The 17267-nt window shown below is 41.3% G+C and carries 18 protein-coding genes; 13 read left to right on the top strand and 5 right to left on the bottom strand.

The genetic code is table 11. From position 1 onward, the window contains the following. Nucleotides 1-66 precede the first annotated feature (66 nt). Both FQ087_RS10690 and FQ087_RS10685 read left to right on the top strand, forming a co-directional pair. On the top strand, nt 67-516 hold the full coding sequence (locus FQ087_RS10690; protein ID WP_149580425.1) for a redoxin domain-containing protein: 450 nt from the start codon (nt 67-69) through the stop codon (nt 514-516). A gap of 135 nt (nt 517-651) precedes the next feature. After that, nucleotides 652-1311, top strand: coding sequence for a potassium channel family protein (locus FQ087_RS10685; RefSeq protein WP_149580424.1), 660 nt, complete (start codon nt 652-654; stop codon nt 1309-1311). Nucleotides 1312-1367: 56 nt separating this feature from the next. On the opposite strand, the gene rnjA is transcribed toward FQ087_RS10685, so the two are convergent. The 3 genes from rnjA to def all read right to left on the bottom strand — a co-directional run bounded on the left by rnjA (nt 1368) and on the right by def (nt 4299). Further along, nucleotides 1368-3035, bottom strand: a complete 1668-nt coding sequence (gene rnjA, locus FQ087_RS10680; RefSeq protein ID WP_149580423.1) for a ribonuclease J1 — start codon at nt 3033-3035, stop codon at nt 1368-1370. 3 nt (nt 3036-3038) lie between these two features. Further along, entirely contained in the window at nt 3039-3248 is a 210-nt protein-coding gene (locus FQ087_RS10675; protein ID WP_149580422.1) for a DNA-dependent RNA polymerase subunit epsilon, read from the bottom strand. A 493-nt stretch (nt 3249-3741) separates the two neighbouring features. Further along, nucleotides 3742-4299, bottom strand: coding sequence for a peptide deformylase (gene def, locus FQ087_RS10670; protein ID WP_149580421.1), 558 nt, complete (start codon nt 4297-4299; stop codon nt 3742-3744). 137 nt (nt 4300-4436) lie between these two features. Between def and FQ087_RS10665 the strand changes: the two genes are divergently transcribed. The 7 genes from FQ087_RS10665 to FQ087_RS10635 all read left to right on the top strand — a co-directional run bounded on the left by FQ087_RS10665 (nt 4437) and on the right by FQ087_RS10635 (nt 12460). Next, a complete protein-coding gene (locus FQ087_RS10665; protein WP_188006696.1) occupies nt 4437-5078 on the top strand; it encodes a YkyA family protein in 642 nt (213 codons plus the stop codon). Nucleotides 5079-5344: 266 nt separating this feature from the next. Continuing rightward, on the top strand, nt 5345-6460 hold the full coding sequence (pdhA, locus tag FQ087_RS10660; RefSeq protein ID WP_149580419.1) for a pyruvate dehydrogenase (acetyl-transferring) E1 component subunit alpha: 1116 nt from the start codon (nt 5345-5347) through the stop codon (nt 6458-6460). Between the two features lie 3 nt (nt 6461-6463). Next, on the top strand, nt 6464-7441 hold the full coding sequence (locus tag FQ087_RS10655) for an alpha-ketoacid dehydrogenase subunit beta (RefSeq protein WP_149580418.1): 978 nt from the start codon (nt 6464-6466) through the stop codon (nt 7439-7441). Between the two features lie 78 nt (nt 7442-7519). Then, nucleotides 7520-8869, top strand: coding sequence for a dihydrolipoamide acetyltransferase family protein (locus FQ087_RS10650; RefSeq protein WP_149580417.1), 1350 nt, complete (start codon nt 7520-7522; stop codon nt 8867-8869). A gap of 3 nt (nt 8870-8872) precedes the next feature. Next, entirely contained in the window at nt 8873-10285 is a 1413-nt protein-coding gene (lpdA, locus tag FQ087_RS10645; RefSeq protein WP_149580416.1) for a dihydrolipoyl dehydrogenase, read from the top strand. Nucleotides 10286-11197: 912 nt separating this feature from the next. Continuing rightward, nucleotides 11198-12160, top strand: a complete 963-nt coding sequence (locus tag FQ087_RS10640; protein ID WP_149580415.1) for an NAD(P)H-dependent flavin oxidoreductase — start codon at nt 11198-11200, stop codon at nt 12158-12160. 18 nt (nt 12161-12178) lie between these two features. Beyond that, complete coding sequence (locus tag FQ087_RS10635; protein ID WP_149580414.1) at nt 12179-12460, top strand: UPF0223 family protein; 282 nt, start codon at nt 12179-12181, stop codon at nt 12458-12460. A 15-nt stretch (nt 12461-12475) separates the two neighbouring features. On the opposite strand, the gene FQ087_RS10630 is transcribed toward FQ087_RS10635, so the two are convergent. Beyond that, nucleotides 12476-13105, bottom strand: coding sequence for a YktB family protein (locus FQ087_RS10630; protein WP_149580413.1), 630 nt, complete (start codon nt 13103-13105; stop codon nt 12476-12478). 159 nt (nt 13106-13264) lie between these two features. On the opposite strand from FQ087_RS10630, the gene FQ087_RS10625 reads away from it, so the two are divergent. Beyond that, a complete protein-coding gene (locus FQ087_RS10625; protein ID WP_149580412.1) occupies nt 13265-13462 on the top strand; it encodes a hypothetical protein in 198 nt (65 codons plus the stop codon). Nucleotides 13463-13581: 119 nt separating this feature from the next. Beyond that, entirely contained in the window at nt 13582-14376 is a 795-nt protein-coding gene (locus FQ087_RS10620) for an inositol monophosphatase family protein (protein WP_149580411.1), read from the top strand. 66 nt (nt 14377-14442) lie between these two features. Here the strand turns inward: FQ087_RS10620 and FQ087_RS10615 are convergent, their stop codons facing one another. After that, on the bottom strand, nt 14443-14628 hold the full coding sequence (locus FQ087_RS10615) for a YlaF family protein (protein WP_149580410.1): 186 nt from the start codon (nt 14626-14628) through the stop codon (nt 14443-14445). A gap of 99 nt (nt 14629-14727) precedes the next feature. Between FQ087_RS10615 and typA the strand changes: the two genes are divergently transcribed. Further along, entirely contained in the window at nt 14728-16557 is a 1830-nt protein-coding gene (typA, locus tag FQ087_RS10610) for a translational GTPase TypA (protein WP_149580409.1), read from the top strand. Nucleotides 16558-16729: 172 nt separating this feature from the next. After that, nucleotides 16730-17077, top strand: coding sequence for a YlaH-like family protein (locus tag FQ087_RS10605; protein ID WP_255452217.1), 348 nt, complete (start codon nt 16730-16732; stop codon nt 17075-17077). The last annotated feature ends 190 nt before the right edge of the window (nt 17078-17267 follow it).

Here is a 17267-nt window from a genome sequence, read left to right as displayed (position 1 = left end):
CCAAATGAAGTCCCCGTGCATATATTAGCAGTGGGGATTTTTTTGGAAAATGAAGGAGGAAAAAGCATGAAATTACGTGATCAATTACCTGAACTTGAAGGTGCAACAGCATGGTTGAACGGAGAAAGAACAAAAGAGGAATTGGTTGGCGAAAAACCAACGCTGATCCATTTTTGGTCTGTCAGCTGTTACTTATGTAAGGAAGCAATGCCTGAAGTCAATGAATTTAGAGACAAATACAAAGAAGATTTGAACGTCATCGCAGTCCATATGCCACGTTCTGAAGACGATTTAGATCTAGTTCAAATCAAATCAGTAGCAGCTGAACACGACATTACTCAACCAATTTTTGTCGATAGTGAAGCGACACTAACGGATAAATTCGATAACCAATATGTTCCAGCTTACTATGTGTTTGATAAAGACGGACAGTTACGCCACTTCCAAGCAGGCGGCGGGGGCATGAAAATGCTTGAAAAGCGTGTTAACCGCGTGCTGGATGAAATGAAAAAATAGTAAAAAACAGCCCGATTGCGCATTTGCGACGTCGGGCATTTTTTATGCTAAATGAGTAACTGGTGAATATTTGAGAGTGGGTATTTTGTGTGGTACACTATTCGAATCCATTAAGTGGATAGGGGAGGGTGCTTTATGAAAAAGGAATTTGCGGTGATTGGTTTAGGGCGTTTCGGGGGAAGTATCGTTAAGGAGCTAATTGAACTCGATGCTGATGTCATGGCAATTGATATTTCACCCGAAAGAGTGGATGAGTATGCGCACATTGCAACTCAGGCGGTAGCAGCCGATACAACTGATGAGTCCGTCCTCCGGTCACTTGGCATACGTAATTTTGAACATGTTGTCGTTGCGATTGGTGAAAATATCCAAGCAAGTATTTTGACGACACTCATGTTGAAGGAAATTGGTGTGAAAAAAATAACGGTGAAGGCACAAAATGATTCCCATGAAAAAGTGTTACGTAAAATTGGGGCTGACCAGGTCGTACACCCCGAACGTGATATGGGTATCCGAATTGCGAATAATATGGTATCGAATAATATACTTGATTATCTTGAATTATCTGATGAGTACTCTATTGCGGAGATTAGAGCGAATGATAAACTCGTTGGATTTACCTTAATAGACCTAGACATCAGGGCCAAATATGGTGTCAATATTGTTGCCATCAAACGTGGTAAGCATATCCTTGTATCTCCTCAAGCGATTGAAAAAATTAAACTTGAAGATATCTTGATTGTCATTGGATCGGATGAGGAAATTCATAGGTTCGAAAAGAAAGCCTTGCATTAAATAAAGATAAAAAAAACCGTAAACGCTGTTATGCGTTTACGGTTTTTTTATCTTTATTAAACTTCCATAATAACTGGAAGTACCATTGGCTTACGTTTCGTTTTGTCATGTAAATAAGGTCCGAGGACGTCGATAATTTCGCTTTTCAGTGCGTCGAAATCGGCTGGTGAACTTGCGAGCTTACGCTGCATTTGCTTCGATAACATCTGTTGTGCTTCGTGGATCATCGCACCAGATTCACGCATATAAACGAATCCACGTGAAATGATATCAGGTCCTGAAACGACACGATTACGTTTCAAATCTACCGTCGCAACGACAATTACAAGGCCATCTTCAGACAGAATTCTGCGATCGCGTAGAACGACACTGCCGATATCCCCGATTCCGCTGCCGTCAATATAGACATCACCAGAAGGAACTCGACCTGCAAGATGGGCTTCATCTTGTGTGAGGGCGAGTACATCGCCATTCCCCATAATGAATGTATTCTCTCGAGGTATATCACAAGAGACCGCAAGATCTGTATGGATTTTCAACATTCTGTACTCACCATGAATCGGCATGAAGAATTTTGGTTTGATCAGTCTGATCATCAATTTTTGTTCTTCCTGCGAACCGTGACCAGAAGTATGAATATTATTCAAAGAGCCATGTAGGACATCGGCACCCGCACGGAATAGTGCATTAATAGCTTTATTAATGCTAAGTGTGTTGCCGGGAATTGGTGAAGATGAGAAAATCACCGTATCGCCAGGATGAATTTGAACTTGGCGATGCGTTCCGTTTGCAATGCGAGAAAGTGCCGCCATAGGTTCACCTTGACTGCCTGTACAAAGGATCAATACTTTGTTTGCCGGTAGCTTATTCAGTGATTGGGTATCGACAAATAATTCTTTCGGTGCATCGATGTAACCAAGTTCACGACCTATTGTTATAGCATTGTCCATACTGCGGCCGAACACCGCAATTTTACGGCCCAATACCTGAGCTGACTCAATAACTTGTTGTAGTCTATGAATATTTGAAGCGAATGTCGCGAAAATAATACGGCCTTCAACTTTCCTGAAGATTTCATTCAAGCTGTCGCCGACCTTACGTTCAGACATTGTGAAGTTTGGAATTTCAGCATTTGTGCTGTCGGACAGCAGGCAAAGTACGCCTTCGCTCCCTATTTTCGCCATCTTAGTCAAGTTTGCGGGTTCACCAACTGGTGTGAAGTCAAATTTAAAGTCACCCGTATGGACGATATTACCCGATGGTGTCTTGACAACGACACCAAACGCATCGGGAATACTGTGTGTCGTCCGGAAAAATGATACTGCGGTTTTCCGGAACTTGAACACGTCATCTTCTCCAAATGGAATCATTGTCGTTGTACGTAATAGACCATGTTCTTCCAATTTGTTGCGCAAAAGTCCAAGAGCAAGCTTTCCGCCGTAAACGGGAACATTGATTTTTCGAAGGAGATAAGGAATACCCCCGATATGATCCTCGTGACCATGTGTAATAAATAGGCCTTTAATCTTGTCCACATTTCGTTCTAAATACGTGTAATCCGGAATGACGTAGTCGATACCGAGCAATGCGTCATCAGGGAACTTAATGCCAGCATCAATTAGAATGATTTCATCTTGGAATTGTACCGCATATGTGTTTTTGCCGATTTCACCTAGTCCGCCTAAAGCGAAAACGGCAGTTTCATTGTTTTTAATAGATTTCATAATTTAAACCTCTTCAAGCTCGAAGTAGGGTGCAGCCTGTTCGTATTCAAGATGAATACCTTCAAGAAGTTGGATGAATTCGATATTATAAGCACGATCTTTCAACTTCGCGCGGACTGTTCTAACTGAGTCCGCTTCAATGTACATGCTTTTTGTATTTTCACGGACTGGTATTTGAAGCAAGTTATCTTGATAATAAATTTTATAAATCATCGTTTGCTCTCCTTTTTACGTTCGTTTGAACTGATTCTCTTTATATTAGCATGACACTTCTTTAAAATAAAGAAAAGCCCACCAATTTAATGGCGGACTAACATAATTAAGCGATAGTTTTTTTTCCGAGTATGCCATTGAGCCGTTTTAACCATTTTCGTTTTAGGCGTTTGTACATGGCGACATCACTCCTCAAAACGATTATACCAAATTCAGAACATTTCGTCAAGCAGGATTTTCGGCGTAGCCGAAAGATCCAACAAATAATTAAAAGCGTTGCCGAAAAATCCTTCCATAAATTTAAAACTATCATAAGCTGAATGAATCCTTCCGTTGAATACCGCTTAGGGGATGTCGCCCTCCAATAGCCTGCCCGCTAGGATATCAGTCTTATGGCTTTGGCTACTCGTTGTCCAGTTAAAGGACACTGTAAGGTACCTACACTAAATTTATGCAGGTATTCAACTGTTATAATATATTCTTAGAGTATTTTTCAATCACGCTCAAATGGAGTGGCACCTGGAATATCCTTGAATGGTACTTCTTTATCAATATGGTCAAAGAACATGATGCCATTCAAATGATCAAGTTCGTGCTGAAAAGCAATGGCGGCTATTCCTTTCAATCTTTTCTTGAATTCATTTCCTTGGAGATCGAATGCTTTAATTGTAATCCGTGCGTAACGGGGTACATATCCTTCTACATCGCGATCTACTGAAAGGCAACCTTCACCTGAAGAAAGATAGGTTTTTTCGATAGAGTGACTAGCGATTTTGGGGTTAATAGCAATAAAACTAGTTGCTTCCTGATCTACATCTGTAATATGGAGTGCAAATATTCTTTTCGATTTGCCCAATTGTGGTGCGGCCAACCCGATACCAGGGCGGAGGCCAAATTTTTCACTAAGTTCGGCATCTTGGCTATTTATAACGTACCCCATCAAATCTTCGCTGAGCTCGCGGTCAACTTCGGACAATGGGAATATCAATTCTTCTGCGCGTGTGCGGAGGACAGGGTGTCCTTCGCGGACAATATGTTCCATTAAAATCATCGTACAATCTTCCTTTCGATAGTTACTCTATTCCATAGTATAAACGAATGTGAATAAGGGTGAAAGAATTTGAAGGCGAAGTTGAACATAAAAATGTAAACCGTTATAATTTAAGGGGAAATCGGAGGCTATTAATTTTGAAGAAATCTAGTATTGGATTCGTGTTAGCGGTTACTTTGGTACTCTTCGGATGTAGTTCTAATTCGTCGATTGAAAAACAGTTGTCAACTACAATGGCCAAAATGAATAGTGCTGAAAAAGTGTCCCGGGATGCGCAAGGCGAATTGACGGAGCTTGAAAAATTAGAACAGGAATTATTCTATGAGACGATGGAGTTGTCGCATGAACAACTGGGTGAGGTGAAAATAAAGGTAACTGAACTTGAAGAATTGTTGGGACAACGACTAGCTCAAATCAAAGGAGAAGAAAAGTCCATAAGAAAAGCAACAAAATCCATGGACGAGCTCGATGTAATCATTGAACAAGTAGATGGAGATGTTAAAAAAAGTATAGAAGAACTAAAAATAGCGGTTTCTAACCGGTACGAACTCCATTCATCCTTTGTTGTTGAGTATAAAAAACTTACAAGTTTGCAAAAGGAATTATACGAAATGCTAGTCGTTGTAGAAACTCGACTGATGGGACTAGAGGACAAAGTCGGTGAAGTGAATGCACAAAATGAGGTAGTCCGATCAGCGGTGACATCCTTTAATGACGCAACGCTCAAAGTGAATACGTTAAAAGATGCTGCTTTTGTCGGTTTACAGGATGAAGAATAAGTAGTAGTGAGGCGGGGAAGTAAATTCTCTACCTTTTTTCTATGAATATATATGGTGGTAAATGGTAATCTATTATAATACAGGGCTGTTATTGTGCTAATACAGTCTGGTGTTGACTATTAATTCAAATAGCAGTTAACAGTAAAGAAACATGAGATAGCTATGTTTGACCATTCAGTTCTGATTAGATATACTGTGAAGTGAGTAGATTGTACCAATCAATACATCAATTGTTCATAATACAGATATAAAGGAGAGTTGCCGAAATGGCTGCCAAAAAAGACAAGCAGTTCGATCCGGTGGAGACACTTCACGCGATTGAAGAGAAGTTTGAAATGTTCCAAATCTTGAACGAAGAAGGCGAAATTGTTAATAAAGACGCTGATCCGAATTTATCCGATGAAGAACTCATCGAATTAATGACACGCATGGTGTTCACTCGTATTTTGGATCAACGTTCAATTTCATTGAACCGTCAAGGGCGTTTAGGATTCTATGCACCAACAGCGGGACAGGAAGCTTCACAACTTGCTTCACAATTTGCACTTGAGAAAGAGGACTTTATTCTTCCGGGTTACCGTGATGTACCACAAATGTTGTTCCATGGATTACCTTTATCAACGGCATTTTTATGGTCACGTGGACATTTCCAAGGCGGTAATATTCCTGAAGGCGTTAACGTATTCCCACCGCAAATTATTATCGGTGCACAATATATTCAAGCAGCTGGAATTGCACTTGGTTTCCAAAAACGTGGAACTAAAGCAGTTGCTATGACATACACAGGTGACGGCGGAACATCGCAGGGTGATTTCTATGAAGGGATTAACTTTGCAGGAGCATATCGTTCTCCAGCAATTTTTATCATCCAGAATAACCAATTCGCAATTTCGACTCCACGTGACATGCAGACAGCAGCAAAAACGCTCGCACAAAAAGGTATTGCAGCAGGTATCCCGAGTATTCTTGTCGACGGTATGGATCCACTTGCGGTGTATGCGGTTACACGCGACGCACGCGAACGCGCAATCAATGGCGATGGACCAACATTAATTGAGGCACTTTGCTACCGTTACGGACCACACACGATGGCAGGAGACGATCCTACACGTTACCGCACTTCAGAAACAGACAGCGAGTGGGAAAAACGCGATCCGCTAATCCGTTTCCGTACATACCTCGAAGCAAAAGGTATCTGGAATGAAGAACAAGAAAATGCAGTAATTGAACGTGCTAAAGAAGAAATTAAAGAAGCTATCAAAATAGCTGATGCAGCTCCTAAACAAAAAGTAAGCGATTTTATCAACATCATGTACAAAGGTGAGCTGCCATACAACTTGCAAGAACAGCTAGCCATTTACACAGAGAAGGAGTCGAAGTAACCGATGGCACAAATGACGATGATTCAAGCAATAACTGATGCTCTACGTACGGAGCTGAAAAATGATGAAAACGTCCTCGTCTTCGGTGAAGACGTTGGAAATAACGGCGGAGTCTTCCGTGCAACTGAAGGCTTACAAAAAGAATTTGGCGATGTGCGTGTATTCGATACTCCGCTTGCAGAATCTGGTATTGGCGGACTAGCAATCGGATTAGCATTTACAGGCTTCCGTCCAGTTATGGAAATTCAGTTCTTTGGATTCCTATATGAAGTTATTGATTCGATTAGTGGTCAGCTAGCACGCATGAGTTTCCGTAGTGCAGGCCGTTTCAATGCGCCTGTTACTATTCGTGCACCATTCGGTGGAGGCGTTGCAACACCTGAGATGCACGCTGACAGTCTTGAAGGCATTGTAGCTTCTCAACCAGGATTGAAAGTTGTTATTCCTTCAACTCCTTATGATGCAAAAGGGCTTTTAATCTCTGCAATCCGCGATGAAAATCCTGTCATTTTCCTTGAACACATGAAATTGTACCGTTCATTCAGACAGGAAGTTCCTGAGGAAGAGTACACAATCCCACTTGGAAAAGCAGATGTGAAACGTGAAGGGAAAGATCTTTCAATTATCACATACGGCGCTATGGTTCACGAAAGCTTGAAAGCAGCTGAAGAGCTTGAAAAAGAAGGTTTTTCAGTAGAAGTTATCGACTTGCGTACAATTCAGCCGATGGATATCGAAACAATCATTGCGTCAGTTGAAAAAACAAACCGCGCAATAGTTGTACAAGAAGCACAGAAACAAGCAGGAATTGCAGCGAACATCGTAGCTGAAATTACGGAACGTGCAATTTTAAGCCTTGAAGCACCAGTTCTTCGTGTAACTGCACCAGATACTATCTATCCATTTGCGCAAGGTGAAAACACTTGGCTTCCAAATGCGAAAGATATTATTGTAACAGCTAAAAAAGTATTAACGTTCTAATTTAAAGACGTTTTAACGTTAATATCTAAGGGTACTAGCAGTAAGATTGAAAGTCTTAATTAAGAAAGGGTGAATCGCGTGGCATATGAATTCCGTTTACCAGATATCGGAGAAGGAATCCATGAAGGTGAAATCGTAAAATGGTTTGTTGCTAAAGGCGATAAAATCAATGAAGATGACATTCTTCTTGAAATCCAGAACGATAAAGCAGTTGTGGAAATTCCATCACCGGTTACGGGTACTGTAGAAGAAATACTCGTTTCCGAAGGAACAGTTTCAATCGTAGGGGATGTATTAATCCGCTTTGACGCACCTGGTTATGAAAATGAGAAGTCTGAAGAGGACGACAATGCTGAAACTGAAGCACAAGTTCAGGCGACAGCTGAAGCTGGTCAACCGATTGAAAAAGAAGATGCGCCTAAGGATGAACCGGCTGCAACAACAGCTGTTCCATCTGCAAGTGTGCAAGCCCAAACAGACGTCGATCCTAACCGTCGAATTATTGCAATGCCTTCCGTGCGTAAATTTGCGCGTGAGCAGGATATTGAAATCCAGCAAGTTGCAGGATCGGGCAAAAATGGCCGCGTCTTGAAAGAAGATATCGAGTCATTCAAGAATGGTGGTCAAACACAAGCTGTTGCTCCAGCAACAGCTGATGAAGAGGCTCAAGCTGAAAGCGTTGCACAAGAAAGTTCGACTCCAGCTCCAGTTCACCTTGAAGGGGATTTCCCTGAAACACGTGAAAAAATGTCTGGTATTCGAAAAGCAATTGCAAAAGCAATGGTCAATTCAAAGCATACAGCTCCACATGTTACTTTGCTTGATGAAGTGGATGTTACCGAACTTGTTGCACATCGCAAAAAGTTTAAAGACATCGCTGCAGAAAAAGATATCAAACTTACGTATTTGCCTTATGTCGTAAAAGCACTCGTTTCGACATTGCGTGAATTCCCGGCGTTCAACAGTTCGCTCGATGATGCTACACAAGAAATTGTTCAGAAGCATTATTATAATATTGGTATCGCCGCAGACACTGACCGCGGACTTCTTGTCCCTGTTATTAAGCATGCGGACCGCAAATCAATTTTTGCGATTTCTGATGAAATAAATAGCCTTGCAGTAAAAGCTCGAGATGGTAAATTATCACCTGCAGAAATGAAGGGTGCATCTTGTTCAATCACGAATATCGGTTCCGCTGGAGGACAATGGTTTACACCAATCATTAATCATCCAGAAGTTGCAATTCTCGGAATTGGTCGCATTGCAGAAAAACCAGTTGTTAAAAATGGTGAAATTGTAGCGGCACCTATGTTAGCATTGTCATTGGTATTCGATCACCGGATGATCGACGGCGCAACTGCACAGCATGCGTTGAATCACCTTAAGAGATTGCTCGCAAATCCGGAACTTTTATTAATGGAGGCGTAAACAATGGTAGTAGGAGACTTTCCGATCGAAGTAGATACACTTGTAGTAGGTTCTGGACCAGGAGGATATGTCGCAGCAATTCGCGCGGCACAATTGGGCCAAAAAGTAATCGTTGTTGAAAAAGGAGATATTGGTGGCGTGTGCTTGAACGTAGGGTGTATTCCTTCAAAAGCACTAATTGCTGTTGGACATCGTTATGCTAATGCTAAAAATTCTGATTCTATGGGAATTACAGCAACAGAAGTAAAACTTGATTTCACTAAAGCGCAAGCGTTTAAAGATAGCGTTGTCAACAAGTTGACTGGCGGAGTTGCAGGACTTCTTAAAGGCAACAATATTGATTATGTTCAAGGTGAAGCTTATTTCGTCGACAGCAACACAGTGCGTGTGATGGACGAAACTTCTGCACAAACATATAAATTCAAAAATGCAATCATTGCAACGGGTTCACGTCCGATTGAAATCCCATCATTCAAATTTTCAAAACGTGTTATTAGTTCTACAGGCGCTTTAAGTCTTACAGAATTGCCGGGCAAACTTGTTGTTATCGGTGGTGGTTATATTGGTACTGAGCTAGGATCTGCATATGCAAATCTTGGATCAGAAGTAACGATTATTGAAGGCGGCAACGACATCCTTGCAGGCTTTGAAAAACAAATGACTCAAATCGTTAAAAAGGGCTTGAAGAAAAAAGGTGTCGAAGTCATCGTTAAAGCATCTGCAAAAGGCGTTGAAGAGTCGGAAACTGGCGTTACTGTAACATACGAAGTAGGCGGAGAAGAGAAAAAAATCGAAGCTGATTACGTACTTGTTACTGTTGGTCGTCGTCCGAATACAGATGAAATTGGACTAGAAGAGATGGGCGTCAAGTTCCTTGAGCGTGGTCTTATCGAAGTCGACAAACAATGCCGTACAAGCATTCCGAATATCTATGCAATTGGTGACGTCGTTTCAGGACTTCAGCTTGCACATAAAGCTTCTTATGAAGCAAAAGTTGCTGCAGAAGCGATTTCAGGCGAAAAGTCTGTAGTTGATTACTTGGCTATTCCTGCCGTTTGTTTCACTGACCCTGAACTTGCAGCTGTTGGCTTGAATGAGCAACAGGCAAAAGATGAAGGTTATGAAACGGTAGTAGGGAAATTCCCGTTTGCAGCTAACGGACGTGCACTTGCACTTGATGCTTCAGAAGGATTCGTCAAACTTGTATCACGTAAAGAAGACGGTCTTTTACTTGGAGCACAAATCGTTGGTGAAAGTGCATCAGATATGATCTCTGAGCTCGCTTTGGCAATTGAAGCGGGAATGACGCTTGAAGATATCGCGATGACGATTCATGCTCATCCGACATTGAGTGAAATTTCGATGGAAGCGGCTGAAGTCGCTTTGGGTAAACCGATTCATATGATTTCGAAATAACTTTTTAGAGTATGAGATTAAGACCATCTATGAGGCGGCAAGATATCCTTATAGATGGTTTTTTATTGCTTACGGACTTATAAAATAGCACGTCTGTTGATTAACTGAAAATAACCAGTACATAACTTAATCAACCCCTGGCCGCTACTTGTATAGTTGTCCTTCATCCGTCGCGCTCCAAATGCATAAGTGCACAGAGTGCTGAAGTTTATTGGGACGAAAGAATAGCTTGCTTCTTACCTAGAGTAAAGCCGCCAAAGATGCAATTTTGGCGGCTGATGCTTTATCTATAGTTTTTTCTTATTTTGAAAGAAGTGTCACTTTCTATAAGGCATCACATGATTGATGCATAAACTTTGCTAAAAGTAAGCAAGGAACACATAGTACAAAGTACTAGAGTGCCCGAAATTGCATCTTCGGGCAATTACAATTTCTATAGAAAGTCATCTATTCTTTTCTTTCAATGCAACTGCATTTTTCACTTCAATATTGTAGGAACGCGACAGGCAAGTATTCATAACAGTATTACTGAAAAGAGTGTGGCTAGAAGTGATGGAGTCACTTCTAGCCACACATGCCTCTCAAGGTAGGAATTGCTATTACTACCTAAATCTGGCGTGAATATTTAGCCGAGAGCGATCCGAAAATGGTCCAGTGAAAATGGAGGTTATCAGCCCTTCTCACTAGTATTTTATGTGAATAAATGATTGCTCAACAGGCGTGTTAAAATAGCGTACTATGGAAAAGTTGTAACATAGAAATTAGAAGTCTAGATTCTAGATTCCCTAGGCTTTCGCTCTTTAGGAAACCCGGATTTTAGGCAATGAAACACAACTTCTCTCACCTCTTTTTGAAGATTTAGTAGAAAGAGATGACGAAGAGAGTCATTGTATAAATAAGGGAGGAAATCAAATGGAATGGAAAACGAAAGTAACGGAACTGCTCGATATCAATTATCCAATCATCCAAGGGGGATTAGCGTACTTAGCTTATGCAGAGCTTGCAGCTGCCGTTTCGGAAGCTGGGGGGCTTGGGCAAATTACCGCAATGAGTTTGGATTCTGCAGATGCGCTGAGAGTTGAGATAAAAAAAGTAAAAGCGATGACTGATAAACCGTTCGGCGTGAACTTTGCGATTGGGCAACATGGACGCCCGTATGCCCATATGGTGGAAGTCGCTCTAGAAGAAGGGGTTACGGTAATGTCGGTGACGGGTGGTAATCCCGCGCCATTTTTTGAGCAGCTTGCAAATACAAACGTTAAAAAGCTTGTGCTAGTTGCTGCTAAAAGACAGGCGCAGAAAGCAGAATCACTCGGGGCTGATGCAGTTATGGTTGTCGGACAAGAAGGTGGGGGACATCTTGGGCGTGACGATATTGGAACGATGGTGCTTGTCCCGCAAGTCGTTGACGCTGTTTCAATACCAGTTATTGCATCTGGTGGCATCGGGGATGGGCGCGGTTGGATGGCTGCTCATGCACTTGGCGCAGATGGAGTCGAAATGGGGACGAGATTCATTGCAACGAAAGAGTGTGTCCATGCATCTCAGGCTTATATAAACATGCTTCTTGCGAGTAGTGAAACCGATACAACGGTCATTAAAAGAACTTTAGGAGCACCTGCTCGAGCGTTGACAGGGAGTTGGACGAAGAAAATAATTGACATGGAAGCCGAAAATGCTGATTATGAAGCAATGAAGGATTTAATCAGCGGCGAGGCGAACCGCCGTTTTATTCATGATGGAGATGCTGAAAACGGTTATGGATGGGCTGGTCAAGTTGCGGGTCTTATCAACGATGTACCATCTGTTGCAGATTTAGTTGAGCGTATGGTGAATGAAGCGGAAGCAATCCGTAAAAGTTGGAACTTTAATTAGTAAAGGGAGCGAAATCGCATGGATTATAATTATCCAATCAGGCATGACTGGTCGACAGTAGAAATTATCGCAGTCGCCGCATTTTATGAAGCAGTTGAAAAGGCATATGAATCAGGTATACCAGGCGAAGAGTTAATGACAGCATATCGTGGATTCAAAAAAGTGGTCCCTTCCATGGCGGAGGAAAAAACATTGTGTATGGAATTTGAGGAAGCGAGTGGTTACGTCTGTTACCGTGTAGTTCAATCGGCTAAAGAGGCCGGTGGTGAAGAAATAATAAAAGGAATGCCCTCGCGTTAAGCGGGAGCATTCCTTTTATTTTCTGTTAATAACAACATCATAGACAGGAAGTAGACAGTCAAAAGTCTCTTCTGCAAAAGCTATGAATTCTTCAGTGGAAAGTTTTACGGCGTCTTCACGTGACAAATGACGACCGACAAGGAACTCTGCTTTTTTAACAGTTTGTAGCCGTTCTAAAATTTGTTCGAGTCCAGAGGCTCCTGCTTGTTCGATAGTTGTAGCTTCAGGTTTCATATGATCGCCAGAAACGATATAAGTACCAGGAAGAGAAGTTAAAACATCCAATTTGCTATCTAGACGCTCGGCAATCCCTTTTTTATCTGAATTCTCATAAATTACCGCTAAAATAATGAATAAATGTGTTCCCCATAAGCCAATCTGAAAGTGAGGCAATGCTTTGTATCCGCGTTTTGCAGGTGCGAATGCTACCCAGCTATCTTTTGGTGGATTTACAGTCCGTCTTGCGTGTTTAGCGACATGCGGAAAAAACTCATCAGTTCCGTGTGCCGAAAGGCGATCCGCAAAATGTGTACCTAGAGTTCCGAACTTTGGCTGAATTCGATTTTGCAATGCTTCCATCCGATTTTCTAGCCCTTCAATTGAAAATACATTAAAATCATCTTTTTCCCAAAAAAGACCAACCATATTCATTACCCCCAATTACATTTAGACGTTTATCATAACAGAAATCGGGGAACAATCTTTAGTAACAAGGCTTATAACTAGAGCAAAATTTAGTTGTAGCATATTTTAATTATAACTAACCGAAAATTTGGACTTTATAAAGAAAAAGGGGTGTCAACTATGAAACAAGTCGTCCATGTTATTCGCAAAGCTGATGTAGAGAAAGAATATGTTAAGCTACTTAACCTAGAACTCGATTACGAACTTGCAACACTTTTCGATGCTGTGCAAGAAGAGGATGCAAAGCAGAAAATGAAAAGCGAGCATAGGCTTATGGAGATTCACCGTGAGTTGGAGATACTAAATGGCTTTGCATGATTCTGATTGGCACACCAGAAAAGGCATCCTTACACATCCTTTAGAAACAGGGATAGTGTAATGGGATGCCTTTTTCGATATAGTGTACTATAGATGGTCGTTATGGAAGGAGTGGTTTTGTGGAATGGGGAATTATCGATCGTTATGCTAAGTCATTGATAAAAGAAGCGGGTCATAAAATTCGCGTGTCCTTTTTCAATCAAATCGATATCGATTCAAAATCGAGTGCGAATGACCTAGTGACGAATATAGATAGGGAAATTGAGCAATTTTTCATCAGCAGGATCAAAAGGGATTTTCCTAATCATAGGATTTTGGGCGAAGAAGGATTTGGTGATGATGTTCAGACGCTAGCAGGGGTTGTTTGGATGCTCGACCCTATAGATGGAACGATGAATTTCATTCACCAAAAGCGGAATTTCGCCATTTCACTTGGAATATATGCGGACGGTGTCGGGATGCTTGGTTATATTTATGATGTGATGCGTGATGATTTTTATCATGCCGTTAAAGACGGGGGAGCTTACTTCAATGATGAAAGGCTGCCACAATTGGAGATTACACCACTAGCGGATGCTGTTATTGGGATTAATGCAAGTTGGGTAGCTCCGAATAGCTTCGTCGATAACGAAAAAATTATTGAACTGATTAAAACATGCAGAGGGACAAGGTCATATGGATCAGCAGCGCTGGAGCTTGCATATGTCTCTTCTGGAAGGCTGGATGCATATATGTCTATGAGGTTGTCGCCGTGGGATATTGCCGGTGGAATTGTTATTGCGCAGGAGGTAGGTGCTGTTGCAACAAACATGAAAGGGGATATCCCGCATCTTCTTGGGCAGGATACTTTTATAGTAGCGAGGCCTGGATTACATCAAGATATAGTGACAAACTATATCCATCTAAAACAATAAAAAAAGGACGTTACAAGTACCGGATACACCGATTACCCTGAAACGTCACATTTGAAAAGTGTATTATTAAAGTAGACCTTGTTCTCTATATTTCTTTTTTGTTTTAAATCCGTTACCCATAATTAGGATTAATGCAACGATTGCTATAATTGCAATCGTAGGGCTGCTCATGCCGACTGCGACACCGATTGCACACATTGAAGCGACAGCGGCAATGGCATAAAAAACGAAAATCCATTTGATGTTTTTCAAAAAAATACCTCCATCTACAATTAAATGTTTTCGAATTATCAATACATGTGCTATAATAACACAGTTAATCAACCGAAAAAAGAATAATGGAGTGAAATCATGACTAAACTTAGAAGTGACTTACGTAACATAGCAATTATCGCCCACGTCGACCACGGAAAAACGACGCTTGTCGATCAACTTTTAAAGCAATCGGGAATCTTCCGTTCTAACGAACAAGTAGATGAACGTGCAATGGACTCAAATGAAATTGAACGTGAACGCGGAATTACGATTCTTGCAAAGAATACAGCAATTGAATATAAAGATACAAAAATCAACATTTTGGATACACCAGGTCACGCTGATTTCGGCGGAGAAGTGGAACGTATTTTGAAAATGGTAGATGGTGTAATTCTTGTTGTCGATTCATACGAAGGGTGTATGCCACAAACGCGTTTTGTACTGAAAAAAGCGCTTGAGCAGAACTTGAAACCAATCGTTGTCGTTAATAAAATTGACCGTGAATTTGCTCGTCCGGAAGAAGTAGTTGATGAAGTTCTTGAGTTATTCATCGAACTTGATGCTAATGACGAACAACTTGAATTCCCTGTTATTTATGCTTCAGGATTCAACGGTACTGCAAGCGAATCACCAGACATTTCAACACAAGAAGAAACATTGCGTGTACTTTATGACGCAATTCTAGAACATATCCCAGCTCCGATTGATAATCGCGACGAGCCTTTACAGTTCCAAGTATCACTTCTTGACTACAGCGATTATGTCGGCCGTATCGGTATCGGACGGATTTTCCGTGGAACGATGCAAGTTGGACAATCGGTTTCAGTTATGAAGCGTGACGGTACTGTGAAAAGCTACCGTGTTACAAAGATGTCCGGATTCCTTGGTTTGAAACGCGTAGATATCCAAGAAGCTTTCTCTGGAGATCTTGTTGCTGTATCTGGAATGGAAGCAATTGACGTAGGTGAAACAATCTGTCCTGCAGATCATCTGGAAGCACTTCCGGAATTGTTCATTGACGAACCAACGCTTCAAATGACATTCCTTGTAAACAATAGCCCGTTTGCGGGTAAAGAAGGTAAATGGGTAACGTCTAGAAAAATCGACGAACGCCTTCAATCACAATTGCAAACTGACGTTTCTCTTCGTGTAGATCCAACTGATTCACCTGATGCATGGACTGTTTCAGGTCGCGGTGAGCTTCATCTTTCAATCCTTATTGAAAACATGCGTCGTGAAGGGTTTGAATTACAAGTTTCGAAACCTTCAGTAATCGTAAAAGAAATTGATGGCGTTCGTTGTGAGCCTATTGAACGTTTACAAATTGACATTCCTGAAGAGCATACTGGTAGTATCATCGAGTCAATTGGTGAGCGTAAAGGTGAAATGCTCGACATGATCAACAATGGTAACGGACAAGTTCGTTTAATATTCAATGTACCTGCACGAGGATTGATCGGATATTCAACTGAATTCCTTACATTGACAAGAGGTTACGGAATTATGAACCATACGTTCGATTCTTACCAGCCAATGTCAAAAGGTAGAGTCGGTGGCCGTAGAAATGGTGTTCTAGTTTCAATGGAGAACGGAACGGCTACACCTTACAGCATCATGCAATTGGAAGATCGCGGAATCATGTTTGTTGGTGCCGGAACTGAGATCTACGCTGGAATGGTTGTTGGTGAAAATACACGCGAAACTGATTTGACAATCAACTTAACGAAAGCGAAACAAGCGACAAACGTTCGTTCAGCTTCTAAAGACCAGACAGTTTCAACTAAAAAACCACGTATTATGTCGCTTGAAGAAGCGTTACAATATCTGGATGACGACGAGTATTGCGAAGTAACGCCAGTATCAATCAGACTTCGTAAGAAGATACTTGACAAAAATGAGCGCGAACGTGTTCAGAAAAAGAAATAATAATTTTTCAAACTAATAGTGATTTTAGTAAAAGAAAGCATCCTGAGTACCTACCTCTTGCAGGTCTAGTCGACTGAAAGGGGTCAGGTACGCTTTCTATGAGGTCCTTTAATAGCGGTGGGACTCAAGCATCCCGACTTACTAGAACGCTTTACAGAAGGGAATGTGTTGAATGAGTGCTAGTGTTGGGGAAACAGATTTCGTATTCGGAAAAATGTCAGGTATTGCACGCTTTATTTACGAAGTGATGCCTTCCTATACGGCTGCCGGTTATGTACTTTTCGCCCTCGTCTTCCTCATGTCGGCAATTGTTTATAAACTAGGATTCGCTAGAAAACTAAAGCCTTTACAGACTTTAGTCATCTATACATTCCTATTTATCGGCTGTCTGATTTTGACATTTCTTGGATTTTTCCTTCCGATTGTGGAAGGTCTTATCGTTGCAGCTCTTATTTTAATCATCTACCGAGTTCGCAGGATGAATGAATATAAAGAAAAAAAAGAAGACTCCATCATTTGATGGAGTCTTCTTTTTTTGAAGATAAGAAAATATATGTTTTTCAACTGCAGCAGTGTTTAGCCTCCAACGCCATGCAGTGGGGAGGATTGAACTTCATTCCTCTCCTTGTTGCGACATGACGTAGCAAACTTAGATTACCATCCTTAATCCGTCTTACTATTGCGTTGAAAAATGGTGCTCTATGCTTTTC

The sequence above is a fragment of the Sporosarcina sp. ANT_H38 genome, from assembly GCF_008369195.1.
Taxonomy (GTDB): Bacteria; Bacillota; Bacilli; order Bacillales_A; family Planococcaceae; genus Sporosarcina.
Note: the sequence above shows the minus strand (reverse complement) of the source record. Positions and strands in the feature narration are given on the sequence as shown.